The sequence below is a fragment of the Flavobacterium sp. HSC-61S13 genome, assembly GCF_024171535.1.
Classification (GTDB): Bacteria; Bacteroidota; Bacteroidia; order Flavobacteriales; family Flavobacteriaceae; genus Flavobacterium.
This window is the reverse complement of the sequence record NZ_JALJZV010000001.1, coordinates 103543-121249: the sequence shown is the minus strand read 5'-3', so window position 1 is coordinate 121249 and position 17707 is coordinate 103543. Positions and strand designations below refer to the sequence as shown.

Sequence of the window (17707 nt, the reverse complement as noted above, 5' to 3'; positions counted from 1 at the left end):
TAACGATTTATAGACAAAACTAAAACAAGGCTTTGTAAAGGAATAGAATGAAATTTGCCTCGGAATCTAATCCTTATAATTTCTGAAACTTTTTAGGTAAAAAACCAGTATACTCCTTAAACAACCTAATAAAATGACTTTGATCTGAAAATCCACAACTCAATGCTATTTCTGTTAAATTATATTGTTTTGAATTGATTAACTCTAATGCTTTATATAGACGTAACTTACGTTGATAGATGGTAATTGTATCCCCAGTATATCTACTAAAGTGTTTTGAGATACTAATTTTATGTAATCCCGTCACTATAGATAACTCATCCAAAGTAACTGATCGATTCCAATATTCTTGAATATAGTCTTTTACCTGCTCTACCCAAAGAGGTGTCTTGCTATACAAAAGAATATTTTTTTCTTGACTAAACATAGCCAATACAATTTCTTCGATTCCCCTGACATTCAAATCATCATTATGGCTTAATTCTTTATACAATTTAATCATTTCGAAAGGTAAAGAAGAATCTTTTCTAACGATTAATTCTAAATTAGATTCCTGATTTATCTCTTTTAAAAATAAAGGATTAAAATCAATATTTAAATGTAATGCATTACATGGCAAAGCATTAATTTGATGAGGTTCGAACGAATTATAAAAGGTGGTACTCAATGGTTTTCGGTCATACTTATCTTTCTTTTGTTCCTCGCAACCTCCTTTAAGAACGAAACTTAGATGTGTATTAGGATGACTGTGTCTTTTAGTATTAAAATCAGTAGGAGAATAAGAAGTCACTGAAGTCATAAATAGATCATCTATAATCTCTAGTATCTTATTCCCTGAATACTGTCCTTTCTCTAACGCAATCATAATTAACACATTGTATATACACAAAAGTACAACAAAATAAACATCTGTCTTGGTTGGGTTGATTTAATCAATACAACGAAAAAATTTGGGTTTATTTTTTATTAATTTTCTCACTAAGCTAGGTAACACTCTGCGGTTCGCTTTCAAAAAATTCCCCCATAAATGCTTGACCTTGTCTTCACTTTATTGCGTTGCTTTTTGCGCTTGCTTAAGCATTACCAGTCGCTGCTCCATAATTAATTTAAAAATATAATATTATGGAAAGTGTAATTTTAAACAGTAATTGGTTAGTGGCATCAGAGATAGAACTAATCTACAAATCTAAAGTTAAAACATCAGAAAGACCTAAAATCGAATCTTCTTACTCCGCTTTTGAAGTAGCTTTAAAAGCATGGGACCAGGGAAAAATTGAACTCTTAGAACAATTTAAAGTTCTTATATTATCAAATAGTAATAGAGCACTTGGTGTACTTGGGATATCATCAGGTGGTATTACAGGAACAGTAGTAGATATTAGATTGATATTTGCAGCTCTTTTAAAAGCAAAAGCCACAGCATTTATATTAGTGCACAATCATCCTTCGGGAAAACTTATCCCAAGCCAAGCTGATAAACAAATTACTCAAAAGATTAAACAAGCTAGTCAGATACTTGATATAGCTCTTTTAGATCACTTGATAATAACCTTAGAAGGATATTATTCATTTGCAGATCAAGGCGCCTTGTAGGCGTCTTAAATTACTTTATTTAAATAATTATATTGTTACTACTTTAAAGAGTTTATCGCAGACAATAGATATTCTCTAAATACCTTAAAATAATACATTAACAAAATAGTTGACATAAGATAATAATCATTAAAACCAATCGAATTGTAAATATTCCATTCCAAAAAAAGCTATAATTACTTGCTACGTTAGTATATGCTTCCCAATTTACTCATGAAAAATATTTTATTGTTTTTCCTGAATTTGGCGTTTTAAAAACTATATTTTTTTGATATTTTATTCCTTAGTTATTTCATAGACTAAAGCCACTCAAATATTGATGAAAAAGATTTTAAAATTGCCTATTTAGAATTTTCATATCTTTCAATTACTTTTATAAATTCTTCTTTTTTTATTCCCTCATTACATTGGAATTTGAGATCGATAATATAATCCACTTTATTTCTTTTAATATTAAAAAGAGAATCCAAAACATGGTTTATAGAATATTCTTTAATTGATAAATTATATATCTTATTATCTTTACTATCAATTGTAAATACTTGTTTTTCGCCCGTACTATATTCGCTCTGTTTTATATATAACTGATAACTGCCTTTTTGAACTTCGTATGGACTTTCTAAGTAATTTATTGGAATAAAAATCAGTATTAAAATACAATTCCACGAAATATGACAAAAAACTGCAGATAAGAAATTAAATTTCACTCTAAGAAATGTATATAGATAGCCACCCACTAATTGACTGCCAATCAACACTGGCGAAAGTGCAATTAATATAAAAATATTAATGTTTTCATAATTAGACAAATGAACAACCCCGAAAATTAGTGGAAGTAAATAAACCAATATTTTAAAAACATAATTCCATTTTTGTTCAGATACAAAGTATCGATAAAAGTTATTATATCTCAATGGAAAACGAAATATTAGCTCTTCCATTAATGGAACTAAAACAGCACTTATAATAATATTATAAAATAATGTGTTCTGCTTATAGACTATATTACTTATATCCTCAGCAATTAGTTCTAAAGTGAATATATAGTGTAACATAGGAGCTATCAGAGCAAAAAAAATGAGGTCAATTAGAATAACTCCTAGAATATAACGAACATTATTTTTTAGCGATAAATCATCTGCGCGTAGATCTTTTGGATTTTTATAAAACGCTATAATTTCTTTGAAAATTACTTTCATTTGCTCAACGGATAACGAAGTCTATAATATTTTGCATTTATTCTCGAACTAAAAAAAGGGCTAATAACATAGGGAATTTTAATGTTTTATTATGCACTTTTCTAATAACTAATTTCATTACTTTAATAAAGAGTAAGTGTTACAAATTTCAGGGATTTATATTTAAAAAAACATAACCTGCAATAGTCATTGTTAACTAATCTGCCAACAAAAAAATGTACAGACCCAATGTGAATAACAATTAAAATCTTTTATAGACATTAGAAAATTTCGCACTTCGCTTTTTACCCGACACTTTTTCTAAGAGTAAGGCAAGACCGATCGATACGGCATTCATTAAATCTTGCAAAGCGTCAACAATCATGGCTGTTGAATTCGTTAAACCACCAAAAAAAACCTCCTCAACGATGGAAAATGCCAGATTGGGACAAAAGGCGATAGATAATGCGTTGCCTTTTGAATGGTTAAGACCCTGGTATTAATTGTTATGATTGTTTTGATGTGTCATTTCTCATTTATGCTTAAATTCCAAAAACTGATTTCCCTTCTGGTTTGAAAACCTAGTTTTTCATATAGTTTTATGGCTCCAATATTAGTGTTAGCCACATGTAAATAGGGGATTTTTTGTTCATTGAAAATTTTATCGCTTGCAAACTTTATCAACTGTTTTGCGTAGCCTTTACCTGTAAAATCTGGGTGTGTAACGATAGCACTAAGCTCAGTGTATGCATTCATTTTCATTCGTTCGCCAGTTACTGCAACTAACTTTCCATCTTTATAAACACCATAATAATTACCCAAGTCTGACGTTTTATTTTTGAAGTAACCGGGTTGAACCAAATTCACCAAGTTAAATAATTCAACCTTGTGAATTTCAGTCTGAAGTTCAACGATGTGCTCATTAATTTCCAAATTAATTTGTTTATCAAGTATCATCTGATTGCATACCAATTCGTTGTTCAGCTGAACTATATCGTTACTATTTGGTTTGTTGGCTACTACAAAAAAGTTGTTCGTCAATGAAGCATAAGTTTCAATACCCTTTGCGATTTTGTCTGAATATAGATAACCTCCAAAAGGACAATAATCGGGATGATAAAACTTGATGCCCTCATATTCCACCACAAAATCTTTGTGGGTTTCATTCAAAGAATACCAGGTTGGATTATCTAATTTATTGCTCTCCATTTTTATTAATTTAAAAGATTGCACGAATATAAATGTAATAATTTCTTATACAATTTTCAGAACAGTTGCCTTAAATAAAATAGTTTTATTTAAGGCAACTGAATCAAGAGCCAAATAAACAACTATTAAAATTATTTGGGAAATTTATACGAATAAATACAATTAAGAAAAACCTATAAATTTTTTACCCCGTTTATTTCTTGAAACATTATATTCAATATTTTGAATAAGTAATTACTATTAAAGAATCCTATCCAGATTTTATATTAATTCTAAGTCATAATAGTCCAATTAAGCGATCCATCTGTCAATGTGAAGTTACTGTGAGGAAATTTTCCAATGTGCTGAGTTTAACAAAATAATGATCGGAAAATATTTTCCTCCTATTACAAATTTAGTTTCGTTCTCCCATATTAAAGAACATTTACACTTATAAAAATACTTTTATATGTCCACAATTATTGTTTAAATTGTCTAACAATACAAATTTAGTCTTTTACTGAAAAAGAGCTTACTTACATATTCTTTAATAGATACGTAAATAAGCTCTTATAATTAACAGAAATTGAAATATAAAGAAAGGCTGTGCGATTACTTAAGTTGTTAATCGCTAATATTTTAAAACTCAAATTGCGTTGTAAAATCTTCTTTTAGAACGATGTAAGCATCAAACTTCTTCCCCGTTTTACTTTGGAGTCCTTGTAGAAGCTCAGTTCTTCCGTTTTCAATTAGATTATTAATATCTCTAATTTGTAGTGTCACCTCGCAAACATTTCTAAAGACAAGCCAATTGCATTCTGAGTTTAGGCATTTCACTACTTTGTCTCTTATTTGAAGTGTATTTCTTTTACATTTTGGACACGATAAATCATTTGATTCATCACTGCTTTTAATAGATAGGAGTTCACTGGTAATCTCTGTGGTATAATCTTCTATCATCCTATGAAAAATCTCCATATCTACGCGTCCATCCTCAATATCCTTAAATGCAGATTCCCACTTGGCTGTTAGAAGTACATCTGAAATTAATTTGTCTTTAACTATTTCATAAACTTTTAATCCTTTTTCTGTGGGACATAAAGACTTCTGTTTTCTTACAATATAACCTCTTTTAAGTAGGGTCTCAATTATAGAAGCTCTTGTAGCTGCTGTTCCTATTCCAATATCTTTTAATACATTTTGAAGCGATTTATCATCAAGTTCTCTAGATGAGTTTTCCATCGCAGATAAAAGTGTACTTTCTGTGTAAAGAGGTTTTGGTTTGGTTGATTTTTCTACAGTTTTGGATTTTGAAATTGTAATAGTATCCGATTCTTTAAGCTCTGGCAAATCCATAATTATCTCTTGATCAAAATTGGATAGTTCCGCTCGTACTTCTCTCCATCCAAGTTCAATAATTGAACTTGATTTGAAAGTAAACTCAAGATTTGAAATAGTCAATTCAATTTCTGTTTGTTTTTTGAAACACGATTCAGAAACTGACTCAATTACTCTTTGGGCAATAAGATGATAGATGCTTTCTTCTTTTACCTGTAAAGCTGATGGTAACCGGTCTGTAGTTAATAATCCATGGTGATCTGTAACTCTAACATCATTAACTATTGTGTTTTTTAGCCTTGTTAGTTTAAGTTTTAAAAGATAGTTTCTGTATTTGCTGCTATCAGATAAAACTTTTAAAAGATTCGGGACCTCAGTCCATAGATCCTTAGGGATGTATTTACTAGATGTCCTGGGATAAGTAATAAACTTTTTCTCATAAAGGCTTTGAGCAATATTTAGTGTTTCCTCTGCTGAAAACCCGAAAATCTCATTAGCTCTTTTCTGAAGTGAAGTCAAATCAAAAAGCAGAGGAGGCTCTTCTTTGATCATTTTTGTTTCTACTTTTTCAATTGTTGCCTGTTCTTGTTTATCAAGTAGTTTTAAAGCTTGTTCTGCACTCTTTATATCTGACCATTTTTCAGTGGAAGTTGACTTAAACTCTACATCGTCTTTTGTATGTAAAAGGTCTATTTGATAATATAATTTCTTTTTGAAGCTGGAGTGTTCCATGTGTCTTTTACATATAAGGCCAAGTGTTGGAGTTTGTACTCTACCTAAAGAATAAACCGAATCGTTAAGGGCTACTGTTAATGCTTGTGAGGCATTGATACCTACGAGCCAGTCTGCTCTACTTCGACTGTGACCGGCTCTAAAAAGTCCATCAAACTCACTTCCTTCTCTAAGGTTTTTCATACCTTGTCCAATAGCTGTATCTGTTAGTGAACTTATCCAAAGTCTTTTAAATGATTTTTGACAGTTTAAATATTGGTAGATATAGCGAAAAATCAGTTCTCCTTCCCTACCGGCATCTGTAGCTACAATAATCTGAGTACAGGATTTAAAAAGACTGTCTATTACCTTTAATTGTTTTAAAACTCCAGGATCACTTGCAAACTTTTTGTCTTTTTTAATTCTTCTTGGAAGTAACAAATAAGACCGAGGAAGTATCGGAAGAGCTTCTTTTTTAAAACTCTGAAATCCATAATCATCAGGCATTGCCAAAGATACTAAATGACCTATGGCCCAAGTGACACAATAACCATTACCCTCTATAAAGCCATCCTTTATTTTGTTTGCACCAATTACAGTAGCTATTTGTCTAGCTACACTTGGTTTTTCTGCAAGTATTACTATCATAACAATATTTTTTAAATTTTACGTCCTTTTGATTTTTTAGGCTCGTCAATTGACGCTTTAGACTGATTTTGAACCTTTGATTTTTCTTCTGGTTGGTTTGGATTTTTAAACGAGAAATCCGCCTGCTTACTATCTTTATTATAAGTGATATATCCTTGGTATGCCTTACCTCTTTTATCTGTAAGCCCCTCGATATAAACCGGTTTACCTTCCAATAAATCAGTATGCTGTTTATCGCTGAGCTCTTTACCTCGAAAAGTCTTTAAATCCTGTGCCATCTGAGGCTGGTTTTGGTTTTGAGATTGATTTTGCTTATTGGTATTATCAAACAAAAACTCAATATGTCCTTTGGCAGCATTAAATTGTATCTCTGCGTTAAAGAGTGTTCCTTTAGCTGAGGTCATTCCCTCTACAAGTAACGGTTTACCCTGCTTGAGGGTTTGAAGCTGTTCTTTATCAAGTACAATTCCTTTTACCTCAGTAGGTATTTGCATCTTCTCTACTCTTGTAACTATTAGATTATTGGTTAGCCGATCGACACTTACCACCGATGAAATTTTCTCCTTAGTACTAGGGTCAATTAAATCTACTACCCTACCCATATTACCTGTTTTTAAAAGGTTGTGTTTGTCTTGTTTGGAGAACTCGTGGCCATGTAAAGGAGCATTTAGGTTGGGGTATTTTCTAACACCTTCTAAGGCCATAACTACCTTACCCTGATTATTCTTTTGAAGGGACAACCGGGCATCTAAAGAAAAAACTGCAGAACCTAAATCCAGATTAACCGCTACTAAGTCTTTTGTTTTATAGCCCCTAAGTAATGGATCAAGCAAATCCATTTCTTCAAGCGCTTTTTTTGAGAGTCCTAGTCGAGATAACGAATCCCAATCGATGTCTTTTATATCGTATTTGTAAGGATTGTGTTCTTGTGATTGATTAGTTGTAGATTCTGCTACCTTGTTTTCTTTTGTCTGTTTAAAATCCTTTGGTTCAATTTGATGCTTTAGAAAAAGCTCATAATTGGGCGTGTCTTTTTGATTGAGTTCTTTTTGCATTTGATTAGCCATTTTAATGGTTAATAGTTCCGGAACTCTGAAAAAAGAAAACTGGGTTGGATTTTTTAGCTGACTAAAGAAATTAGAAAAGAAGTTCGAAAAGAAATCTCCGTGCTTGTCAACTCGCATGAATTGGGGTTGATTTTTTTTAGTAGCAGGTACTGTTTCAAGTTTGCCATTTTCATCTAATCCTTTAACTGCTTGAATTTTGTTTGTTTTTTTGTCATTAACAAGTAATACATCGTGTTCAACTTGCCGCTCTGTACTTTGAGTATCCATAATAGATTGTTTTAATTGGTTAAAAACTTAAAACTAAAGCCAAGATTCCTTGACTCATTAATTATGAGATACAAGGCTTATCTTGGCTTTTAGTTGCTATTTATCCTTTCTAACAGGATTAGAAAAACAATCTCTGACAAACTGATGCACATCGGAGAGCTTATAGTATAGTTTACCGCTAATAGTATAATAAGGGATTTTACCATCTGAACGGTAACGTTGTAGTGAGCGAGAGCTCACTTTTAAAAGTTGCAGTACATCTTGGTTGTCTAAAAGTTCTTCTCCATCTATATTTTGAGTTTTTAGAGGAAGCTGTTTAACACTTTCAGATAAATGGTCAAAACGTGTCATTATACGTTCCATCCAGGATAGGAATTCTGTACGAGTGATATTCATAATGTTAGAATTAATTGGTTAATAAATTTTGTTAGCTAACATTACAAAAGTGAAAAGCTTGGAAGAATAAATCTGCCAAGCTTTGCCAATGGGTAGGTGTTTTTTTTAAAAATATATTTATTAAAGATTTTAACCTCTCTTTTTCTCTATCATTTAAAATCTGAGTATCTAATTGATTTATTTTAGTTTTTAAATTTAGTATATCAGATTCATCTTTAAATAATAAATGAGTTATATCTGTAAAATTAGATTTCAAAATCAAATCATCGAAAAGTGGCTTTTTTAAGTTCCTCTCCACTCTAAAACTTGCTCCTTATTTATATTGTATTTGTTTAAAAATTCTGTCATTTCAGGTACATGACACTATTCACCTTAATTGTAAACTAAAAAAGAGGCTTCATTGATTATTGCATATTGAGATTTTACAAAACAAACATTATACTCATAATGAGAATATTATAATATATATTTTATAAATTAGCAGTTGAACATAGTATCAATTGATATTTATAAAAGTGTTTTATGGCAAGTTTTATGCTCACAATAGGTATTCTAACCCTACTCTCTGGAACTGGACTAATTTATTGGATAAATAGAAGAAAGTTTTACCGCCGAAATGTAGCGGGCTTAGAAGGCTTCTCAAGTTATGAAGCTTCTGTATTTGTTCGTCTTATAGAACGAATTGGTAAATGGTTTGCCTATGCCTTAATTCTTTTTAGTCTCCTCTTTTTTAGTATTTATTTTAATGAAAAGAAAAGGATTGAGAGGAAACAACAAATTATAGAAACAGAAAATAGTATTTCAGAAAATAACTAATGAAATTATTAATCTATAATACTTAAACATAGAATCATTATGCACCTAATATCTTATTCAATGGAAATTCGGTATTTGAATAGATTTCTAATTCTGTAAAAAAATTAGATAGGCTAATATTTTCATAATGTAAAATCACATATAGTACAGCTAAAGGAATATTATATCCGTCTTCGCATACAAGTTTTTGTAATGTTGTATGAGATATACCACACTTAGCCTGATATTTTCTTAGTGAAACCTTATTGTTTTCCTCATCAGTACTGAACTTATAAATATATTTCTGAGTTATAAAATTACACACTAGCTTATTAGCAAGTACAAATAGGTCTTTATTGTCAATCTTGTTTTTTATTGGATGTTGCTTTTCATTCATGGTAATATATTTTTTCAAAAGAGCACTTTTTTTTAAATATTATTGGAGTCGAACGACTCCATTAGCAAAAAAAAGCCTATATTTGTTTATTATTGTTCGCCTTTAAAGGCGATATTTGCAATATTCTTTTAAAATATTAGAAGCTATTGCTTAGAATCTCGCTCTGAAAACTGGTAATTTACAAGCAACGAGAGGATAAGTTAATTAGCTCACGACCTAGGCGTGAGCTCACTTGTCTGTTGCACGGTATACCAGTACCCCAGAGCAGTAATAGTGAGTACTCACGCTTTTTTTATAAAGCAAACTCACAAAAGCAATATTTAATGATACTACAAACCTTTAGTTCATGCCGTCTCCCATTTAGGCATATAAAGGTTTAAAAAGCAAGGTGGATTTGCTTTGTGTTTCTTTATGGAATGCGAGCAATACCTTATCCTTAATGGACTTATCGAATGATTCTATTCGAGACTTTTTTCAATTATTACATTTTTTAGTTTTTACAATTAGTAACTAAATACGCATTTAGCCTATGATTAAATTTTAGTTTAACTAAATCTTATCGCTGTAGTTTACTTTGACTTTTTTAGTCAGACAGCTACCCTATTACCTATTTAGTTAGAGTTGTTACACATTTTGCGCTAGGTCTAAAAAAGAGTTTTTAGATGCGCACAGGATAACTATTGCCTTTTTTTTTTGATTATCGATTTCATTTAAAGGTAGTAGAGCTTAGTTAGTCAGTAAAAAAGCTATGAAAGATTTTCTAACTGTACTATTTATTAATCAATCTTTAAAACTATTTAATTATGGAAAAACGTTTGCTACTGGTTTAATCTGAGTTGGTTAATTAAGGTTAAACCTTTTAGTAAGCACTAAACAAACAACACAAAGTAGCTCTTAAAGGGATTTTAAGACTACTAATAGTCCATGGCTATCTCCTTACTCTTTTTTGCATTTTGGGAGACGTGCTTTAGAGCTGAGGAGATAGTTTTTATCTTTTTTTAATATCATCTATTACCATTAACTAACCTTTGGTGCAGTTGGCTTATTTAAGTACTACGGCAATAATAATCTTAATGATTTAAAGCCTTTTGTGTCAAAACAATTATAACATTATGAAAATTCAAAACTCAACCAATATTGGTTATAGGATTGCTTTACTTTTAAGTTTTTTAATCGCTTGTCCTACGTATGCCGTAACAAATGAAAAGAACACCTTTTCTTTTTTAGTTGATTTAGTTCAATTAAATAAACAAAAACAAACTACTAAACTAACAGGAACTGTAAAAGACAGCCAAGGAGCTCTTGGTGGAGTTGTCGTGTCTATTAAGGGGTCCAATAAATCTGTTTCAACAGATGTCGATGGGAAATATTCCATTGATGTAGCTATTGGTCAAACAATTACTTTTTCTATGCTTGGATATAAAAAGCATACCACTGTTTACTCCGGTGGCACTGTATTAAACATTACTCTTATTGAAGATAGCAAAACCCTTGATGAAATTGTAGTTAATGCAGGATATTATACCGTTAAAGACCGCGAACGTACTGGAAGTATTGCTCGGGTAACCGCTAAGGATATCGAGTTTCAGCCAGTAACTAATCCGTTGCAAGCCATACAAGGACGAATGGCTGGAGTTAGTATTACTCAAAACTCGGGAGTTCCTGGAGGAGGTTTTGATATCCAAATAAGAGGTAGAAATAGTCTTCGAAACCTCAACAATAGTGCAATCGATGGTAATGCGCCACTTTATGTGATTGATGGAGTTCCTTTTGCAGATTCAAATATGTCAGACTCTGATTTATCCGTAAACATATTACCTGCCCGAAGCATAAATCCCTTAAATTCTATTAATCCCAATGATATAGAAAGTATTGAAATACTAAAAGATGCTGATGCAACCGCTATTTATGGATCCCGTGGTGCTAATGGAGTCATTCTGGTTACGACAAAAAAGAATAGAACAAATAAAACCAGTTTTACTGTTTCTTCATCAACAGCTTTAAGTCAAGTTGACAATTTTGCTAAACTGATGAATACATCTGAATTTAATCAGATGCGTGATCAAGCTTTTAAAAATGATAAAGTAACTACTTTTCCTGTCTATGCCTATGATATGAATGGTACATGGGATAGAGAACGTTACACCAATTGGCAAAAAGAACTAATTGGAGGTACGGCTGTAAGTAAAAATGTATCTTTTGGAGTATCTGGAGGAAGTGAAAATACTCATTTTTTAATTAATGCAAATCACAATGAGGATACCACCGTATTTCCTACCGATAGTGGTTATAAGAGAAATACCTTCTTTATTAACTTAAACCATAAAAGTAAAGACAACAGGCTTCAAGTAAATTCTTCAACAAATTATTCGACTCAATCTAATAATTTAATTGCCTCGGATTTAACCACCCAAGCTTTAATTACAGCTCCTAACGCTCCTTCTCTATACAATGAGGATGGCACTTTGAACTGGGATTTTGGTATATACGGTAATCCCATTGCTGCTAATCAAGCTACTTATCAATATAACAGTAATAATCTGGTTTTAAACTTAGATTTGAGTTACAACTTGTTTACAAATACCTTTTTTAAATTAAATACAGGGCTTACCAATAGTAATTTTAAGGAAAATCTCTTAACACCTTATACCATACATGACCCTGCTAAAAACTATACATCAGAACAGTCAAGGGCAGAAAACTCTATAAGAAATGGGACGTCATATATTGTAGAACCGCAATTAAACTGGTTTACAAGTATCAAGGATAATCTAAAAATAGATGCTCTTATTGGTGCTACCTTTCAAGAGAATACCTCAAATTCTTTGGCCATTAGTGGGAGCAACTTCCCATCAAATGCTTTAATGTCTAATATTGCTTCGGCCAAGACTAAAACAATAAAACAAACGGCCAATCTACAATATAAATACTTAGCATTTTTTGGGCGTTTAAACTTTACCTATAATCACAAATACATTATTAATCTAACAGGAAGAAGAGATGGTTCTTCTAGATTTGGAGATAACAATAGATTTGGGAACTTCGCAGCCATTGGTACAGCTTGGATTTTTTCTGAGGAAAACCTCATAAAGTCGATAACGTGGCTAGATCATGGAAAAATAAGAGCAAGCTTTGGAAGCTCAGGGAGTGATAACATTGGTAATTACCAGTATTTAGATACTTACACACTAAACACCGCTATTTACGACAATACTACAGGGCTCAAACCTTCTCGCTTATACAATCCAAACTTTAGTTGGGAGAAAACAACCAAATTGGAAACAGCTATTGAACTTAGCTTTTTTCAAGATCGTTTAAACACGACCATATCATGGTATAAAAACAAATCTTCCAATCAATTAGTAGGAATACCTTTACCTTCAACAACGGGATTTGCAACTGTACAAGATAATTTAAATGCTACAATTGAGAATAAAGGTTGGGAGTTTACCCTAAGCACAACTAATCTGATATCAAAAGATTTTTCTTGGAGAACCAACTTTAATATCTCTTTTCCTAAAAGCAAACTTCTTGAATTTCCGGATTTAGAAGGCTCTACATATGCAAATCAATTTGAGGTAGGTGAATCTGTAAATATTAAAAAACTATATCATTTTGAAGGAATTGACCCCGTAACCGGTCTATATGTTTTTACAGATTATAATCAGGATGATAAAATTAATTCTCAAGACAAAAAAAGTATAAAAGAACTGGGAACCAAATACCATGGAGGATTACAAAATACATTAACATACAAAGACTTTAGCTTTGATTTTTTATTTCAATACGTCAAGCAAAATAGCTACAATTACAACTATAGTTTAAGTACTCCCGGATCAATCAGAAATCAGCCTATTGAAATGCTTAATGCGTGGTCGGCTGAGAATATAAATAGTGACTACGGTTTCTATTCTACTGGGGTAAATAGTGAATTAAATGATTCTAAGGAACGATTTACAGAAAGTGATAAAATTATAAGTGACGGTTCATACATTAGACTAAAGAATGTTTCATTCTCTTATTCACTTAAACTTCCTAAATCACACATTGAATCTGTACGTATTTATTTTCAAGGACAAAATCTATGGACAATAACAAACTATTTTGGAATGGATCCAGAGTTTACAGTCCAAGGTTATCTACCACCACTTAAAACCTACGCTTTTGGTGTGGAACTAACTTTTTAAAACTATTATTATGAAAAATCTATTATATACCTTTTGTATGTTAGTATCAATGCTAACATTTCAATCCTGTGAAGAGCTAATTGACATCGAATTGCCCAATGATCAAATAAATACCCCTGATGTCTATACTGATATCCAGACTGCAAATTCAGCGCTCATAAACTTATATACTAATTTTAGAGACGGATCTCTATATTCAGGTAGTTCTGTAGGATTAGGAACATGCTTAGGATTATATACCGACGAATTAGAAAATTTAACCCCTTCATCTTCTTCTTTAGGTTATTTTACCCTATACGATAATCAAATTAATCCGACTTCAAGTCCAATTTCAAATATTTGGTCTAGTTCGTATACCCATATCTATGCAATTAATGCTTTTATTGAAGGACTAATAGCTTCCAACACCATACAGGCAAAAGACAAAGAAGTGCCTTTATCTGAAGCGATATTACTTAGAGCGCTATATTATCAAGGGCTCGCACAATTGTTTGGAGACATTCCCTATGTTACAACTACTAACTACGTTTTGAATTCCAAGATTGGTAAAAGTAATTCCATGGAAGTATTGAAACTAATTGGAGATGATTTACAGCAAATAGAACAAAAACTCACTTATCAATATCGATCTAGTGATAAATACTATCCCAATAAAGCGGTTGTGGAACTAGTGCTGGCTAAAAATTACTTATTGCAAAAGCAATACAATAAGGCAGAAACATACGCTCAAAAAGTAATGTCGAACTCGCTCTACTCCATGGAGGATAATCTAAATACGGTTTTTAAAAAAACAGCAAAAAGTACGCTTTGGCAATTAAGTAATGGTAGTAATGAGGCTTCTACAACTGAGGCATATAATTTTATTATTCTAACTGCCCCGAACTACCAAATAAGCAATAGCTTATTAAATGCTTTTGACACCAATGATCAGCGAAAGAAAAATTGGATCAGTTCAATTACTTTAAATGGTATAGAGTTCTTCTATGCGTATAAATACAAAAATAGAACAGCAAATACAGATGAATGTTCTGTTATTTTCAGATTAGAGGAGGCTCACTTTATAATGATTGAAGCATTAATTTATCAGCAAAAATCTAGTCAAGCTATCTCCTTACTTAACACTATAAGAAACAGAGCTGGGCTTCCCGATTTATCCAATAATTTAAATGAAGATGAATCGATCAATGAAATGCTTAAGGAAAGTCAACGAGAGTTTTTTACAGAACACGGTAGACGTTTTTTTGATTTAAAAAGAAATAATAAACTATCTATATTATCCCTATCAAAACCAAATTGGCTACCAAAACACATTTTGTTTCCCTACCCTGAAAAAGAGACGATACTAAACCCTAACCTTCTACCGCAGAATAATGGATACTAAATATATAATTTACCTTGTAATTTTATTACTCTTTGGAAGCTTTTATCAAATAAAAGCACAAGAAATACGGACAAATAATCTCTATAGTGAATTGCAAAACTACGAGATTTCAAAAGATGGAAAATGGGCTTTGGTGCGTAAAAGCTATAAAAGTATAAATAGTGACTCCGTTTATGTTATCAATACTCAAAGTAATGCTATTATAAAAAAGCAATCACAGAGCAGAATTTCACTATTCGATAATTCTTTGCTTTGTATCCAATCCATAAATGGAGATGTTGAATTTTTAAACCTTAATACAAATAAAAAAATACTGCTTTCTGAGGTCGATAACTTAAAAATAGTAAAAGAATCAAACCTCTTGTTTTATCTTGATAAAAAGACAAATGATTACAAATTATCTATTATTAAGGACGATAAATTGGAAACTATTTGGATTGAAAATAAGGAAAACGTTGATTTATATGATCTCAATGTAGATCGAAAAACCTTACTTGTTCAAACCAGAAAAAGTAATGATACTTTAACTCGAGAATTAATCGTAATTAATCTAAGTACTCTTAAAAAGACCGTAACTACGAATCTTAAAATAGACGTATCTAAAATTATTTGGGATAATACTCGGCCAATTGTCTACTGTATTAATCAAAGTAAAAACGGACATTCCATTTATGTGTATGACTATAACAAAAATCATATTTACACTATTGAGGCCGCAGCAATGAAAGATTCTATGGAAAACATTATAAGCATTGAATCTTTAGATAATGAAAAAGTGTTAATAAATTATTCTGCTACAACTGGCACAAAATCATATGATACTAGTAATCTTGAAATATGGAGCACAAATGATTTAAATCTAGAGAAAAAAACAAACAAGAATAGTCCATTAACTAAGGTAAGTCGGTACATAATTGTAAATGTCAACACTAACGAAATTGAGAATTTAAATGAACTAGAGAATCAAACTGCTGCTGCTTTAGATTCAAATCAAATCATATATTTTGATTTAAATCAGTACTATGATTACAAGTATACTCAAAGACCTACAGATTTAAAACTTTACAATTTAGAAACTCATTCAATTACAACAGTAGGAAAACAAATACCGAACATTAGAAGTAGTGTAAGTGTGTCACCTAATAGAAATTTTATAATATTCAAAAAAGATGAAACCTGGTATTCATACAATACAAAAACAAAATCAATACTTGCTATTTGTGAGTCTGATTATGGACAAAATAAATTATACTGGTCCAAGGACAGCAAGCTTTTATACCTAAATACCAACAAGGGTTTAGCGGTATATTCTTATCCTAAAAAGGCAATACAGTTTTTAATAAATAACAAAAACCGAACCGAGGAACTAAGTATTTTAAACCCATATAAAGATGAGTTTAACCTATTAAATATAAGTTCAAATAGCTTAGTAAATGATGAAAATATTTTAATACATCGTAGAGACAACTCTAACAATACTCATGCGTTGGAGCTAATTGAAAGTGGAAAAAACAAATTGATAGTACCTTTTACAAAAGATAAAATCACATCTATTAAATCTAATGATAGCTTTAAAGTTATCGCATATAGGACTGAAAACTATAATAAGCCACATGCTATTAATCTTGTAGCTAATAACCAAAATAAAGTACTGCTTGAAAGCGATATGCCTCAAGAGTTGTATAGTTGGAGAAAGCAGAAAGTTGTTGAATACAAAGATTTAAATAATGATAAACTCAAAGGAGTTTTATTTTATCCAAAAGAGTTTGACAGTTTTAAAAAATATCCAATGATTACCAGAATCTATCAGATTCTAAACAAACATTCAAACAGTTTCTTCTTCCCTTCCATGAATAACTCTGATGGAATGAATATTCAAGTTTTACTCGAAAAAGGGTATTTTGTATTTTATGCTGATATTAAAGATAATGATCTAGGTACAGGAAAATCAGCTTTATATTGTGTTGAACAAGCAATTCAAAAAGTAGTAGAACAAGAGAAATCTATAGACAAGAATAAGCTTGGACTCATGGGGCATTCTCATGGAGGGTACAAAACAAATTTTATAATCACACAGACAAATATTTTTAAAGCTGCAGTAAGTGGCGCAGGAAATAGTGATTTGGTACGGTCTTACTTTTCATACAATAACAACTTTAGCAAACCTTTTTATTTTCAATTTGAAACGGGCCAATATAATATGCCCGGTTCATTCAAAGATTACAAGCAGATGTACTTAAACAATTCTCCTATATTATATGTAGATCAAGTAAAAACACCTCTTCTATCTTGGTCGGGTATGCATGACCAAAATATAGAGTCCGACCAAACAAAAGAGTTTTTTATGGGGTTACAAAGAAACAAAATCCCACATATAGCGCTATTTTATAAAAATGAAGGACACACTCTTTTAGATAGTAAAAACAGTGAGGATCTTACCAGTAGAATAATTAACTGGTTTGATTACTTTTTAAAAGATGAAAAGACCTCGCAATGGATTACCGATGGCGTTACTTTTGATAAAGAAAGAATGACGCCCTATTAAGGGCGTCACTTTTTTA

At 31.3% G+C, this 17707-nt stretch carries 14 protein-coding genes; 5 read left to right on the top strand and 9 right to left on the bottom strand.

Annotated features, from left to right (window positions below; genetic code table 11):
- Positions 1–73 precede the first annotated feature (73 nt).
- Entirely contained in the window at positions 74–865 is a 792-nt protein-coding gene (locus tag L1275_RS00500; RefSeq protein ID WP_253468623.1) for an AraC family transcriptional regulator, read from the bottom strand.
- Positions 866–1122: 257 nt separating this feature from the next.
- On the opposite strand from L1275_RS00500, the gene L1275_RS00495 reads away from it, so the two are divergent.
- Positions 1123–1593, top strand: coding sequence for a JAB domain-containing protein (locus L1275_RS00495; RefSeq protein WP_253468621.1), 471 nt, complete (start codon positions 1123–1125; stop codon positions 1591–1593).
- A gap of 341 nt (positions 1594–1934) precedes the next feature.
- On the opposite strand, the gene L1275_RS00490 is transcribed toward L1275_RS00495, so the two are convergent.
- The 7 genes from L1275_RS00490 to L1275_RS00465 form a co-directional block, all read right to left on the bottom strand.
- Positions 1935–2792 (bottom strand): CPBP family intramembrane glutamic endopeptidase, encoded by an 858-nt coding sequence (locus tag L1275_RS00490; protein ID WP_253468619.1) that lies wholly within the window; start codon positions 2790–2792, stop codon positions 1935–1937.
- Between the two features lie 241 nt (positions 2793–3033).
- Complete coding sequence (locus tag L1275_RS16550; protein ID WP_371923413.1) at positions 3034–3201, bottom strand: cation transporter; 168 nt, start codon at positions 3199–3201, stop codon at positions 3034–3036.
- Between the two features lie 95 nt (positions 3202–3296).
- A complete protein-coding gene (locus L1275_RS00485; RefSeq protein ID WP_253468617.1) occupies positions 3297–3980 on the bottom strand; it encodes a GNAT family N-acetyltransferase in 684 nt (227 codons plus the stop codon).
- Positions 3981–4598: 618 nt separating this feature from the next.
- Entirely contained in the window at positions 4599–6656 is a 2058-nt protein-coding gene (locus L1275_RS00480) for a type IA DNA topoisomerase (RefSeq protein WP_253468615.1), read from the bottom strand.
- A gap of 11 nt (positions 6657–6667) precedes the next feature.
- Positions 6668–7990 (bottom strand): DUF3945 domain-containing protein, encoded by a 1323-nt coding sequence (locus L1275_RS00475; RefSeq protein WP_253468614.1) that lies wholly within the window; start codon positions 7988–7990, stop codon positions 6668–6670.
- A gap of 96 nt (positions 7991–8086) precedes the next feature.
- Positions 8087–8386, bottom strand: coding sequence for a helix-turn-helix domain-containing protein (locus tag L1275_RS00470; protein WP_253468612.1), 300 nt, complete (start codon positions 8384–8386; stop codon positions 8087–8089).
- 31 nt (positions 8387–8417) lie between these two features.
- A complete protein-coding gene (locus tag L1275_RS00465; protein ID WP_253468610.1) occupies positions 8418–8684 on the bottom strand; it encodes a hypothetical protein in 267 nt (88 codons plus the stop codon).
- A 224-nt stretch (positions 8685–8908) separates the two neighbouring features.
- Here L1275_RS00465 and L1275_RS00460 point away from each other — a divergent pair, with 224 nt between their 5' ends.
- Positions 8909–9202, top strand: a complete 294-nt coding sequence (locus tag L1275_RS00460) for a hypothetical protein (RefSeq protein ID WP_253468608.1) — start codon at positions 8909–8911, stop codon at positions 9200–9202.
- Between the two features lie 37 nt (positions 9203–9239).
- Here the strand turns inward: L1275_RS00460 and L1275_RS00455 are convergent, their stop codons facing one another.
- Positions 9240–9596, bottom strand: coding sequence for a hypothetical protein (locus L1275_RS00455; protein ID WP_253468606.1), 357 nt, complete (start codon positions 9594–9596; stop codon positions 9240–9242).
- A gap of 1094 nt (positions 9597–10690) precedes the next feature.
- On the opposite strand from L1275_RS00455, the gene L1275_RS00450 reads away from it, so the two are divergent.
- Genes L1275_RS00450 through L1275_RS00440 form a run of 3 tightly spaced genes read left to right on the top strand, consistent with a single transcriptional unit; the run spans position 10691 to position 17691 of the window.
- The gene (locus L1275_RS00450; protein ID WP_253468604.1) at positions 10691–13765 is read left to right on the top strand and encodes a SusC/RagA family TonB-linked outer membrane protein; all 3075 of its coding nucleotides are present in this window, start codon (positions 10691–10693) and stop codon (positions 13763–13765) included.
- Between the two features lie 10 nt (positions 13766–13775).
- On the top strand, positions 13776–15146 hold the full coding sequence (locus L1275_RS00445) for a RagB/SusD family nutrient uptake outer membrane protein (RefSeq protein ID WP_253468602.1): 1371 nt from the start codon (positions 13776–13778) through the stop codon (positions 15144–15146).
- Positions 15136–17691 carry a S9 family peptidase gene (locus tag L1275_RS00440; RefSeq protein ID WP_253468600.1) on the top strand — a complete coding sequence of 852 codons (2556 nt, stop codon included), beginning with the start codon at positions 15136–15138 and terminating at the stop codon, positions 17689–17691. The genes L1275_RS00445 and L1275_RS00440 overlap by 11 nt, the downstream gene beginning before the upstream one ends.
- The last annotated feature ends 16 nt before the right edge of the window (positions 17692–17707 follow it).

What these genes read in the sequence shown, in the direction of transcription:
- L1275_RS00450 (WP_253468604.1), top strand. Translation starts at nt 10,691, where the DNA reads ATGAAAATTCAAAACTCAACCAATATTGGTTATAGGATTGCTTTACTT.
- L1275_RS00495 (WP_253468621.1), top strand. Translation starts at nt 1,123, where the DNA reads ATGGAAAGTGTAATTTTAAACAGTAATTGGTTAGTGGCATCAGAGATA.
- L1275_RS00490 (WP_253468619.1), bottom strand. Translation starts at nt 2,792, where the DNA reads ATGAAAGTAATTTTCAAAGAAATTATAGCGTTTTATAAAAATCCAAAA.
- L1275_RS00485 (WP_253468617.1), bottom strand. Translation starts at nt 3,980, where the DNA reads ATGGAGAGCAATAAATTAGATAATCCAACCTGGTATTCTTTGAATGAA.
- L1275_RS00475 (WP_253468614.1), bottom strand. Translation starts at nt 7,990, where the DNA reads ATGGATACTCAAAGTACAGAGCGGCAAGTTGAACACGATGTATTACTT.
- L1275_RS00500 (WP_253468623.1), bottom strand. Translation starts at nt 865, where the DNA reads ATGATTGCGTTAGAGAAAGGACAGTATTCAGGGAATAAGATACTAGAG.
- L1275_RS00480 (WP_253468615.1), bottom strand. Translation starts at nt 6,656, where the DNA reads ATGATAGTAATACTTGCAGAAAAACCAAGTGTAGCTAGACAAATAGCT.
- L1275_RS00470 (WP_253468612.1), bottom strand. Translation starts at nt 8,386, where the DNA reads ATGAATATCACTCGTACAGAATTCCTATCCTGGATGGAACGTATAATG.
- L1275_RS00460 (WP_253468608.1), top strand. Translation starts at nt 8,909, where the DNA reads ATGGCAAGTTTTATGCTCACAATAGGTATTCTAACCCTACTCTCTGGA.
- L1275_RS00440 (WP_253468600.1), top strand. Translation starts at nt 15,136, where the DNA reads ATGGATACTAAATATATAATTTACCTTGTAATTTTATTACTCTTTGGA.
- L1275_RS00445 (WP_253468602.1), top strand. Translation starts at nt 13,776, where the DNA reads ATGAAAAATCTATTATATACCTTTTGTATGTTAGTATCAATGCTAACA.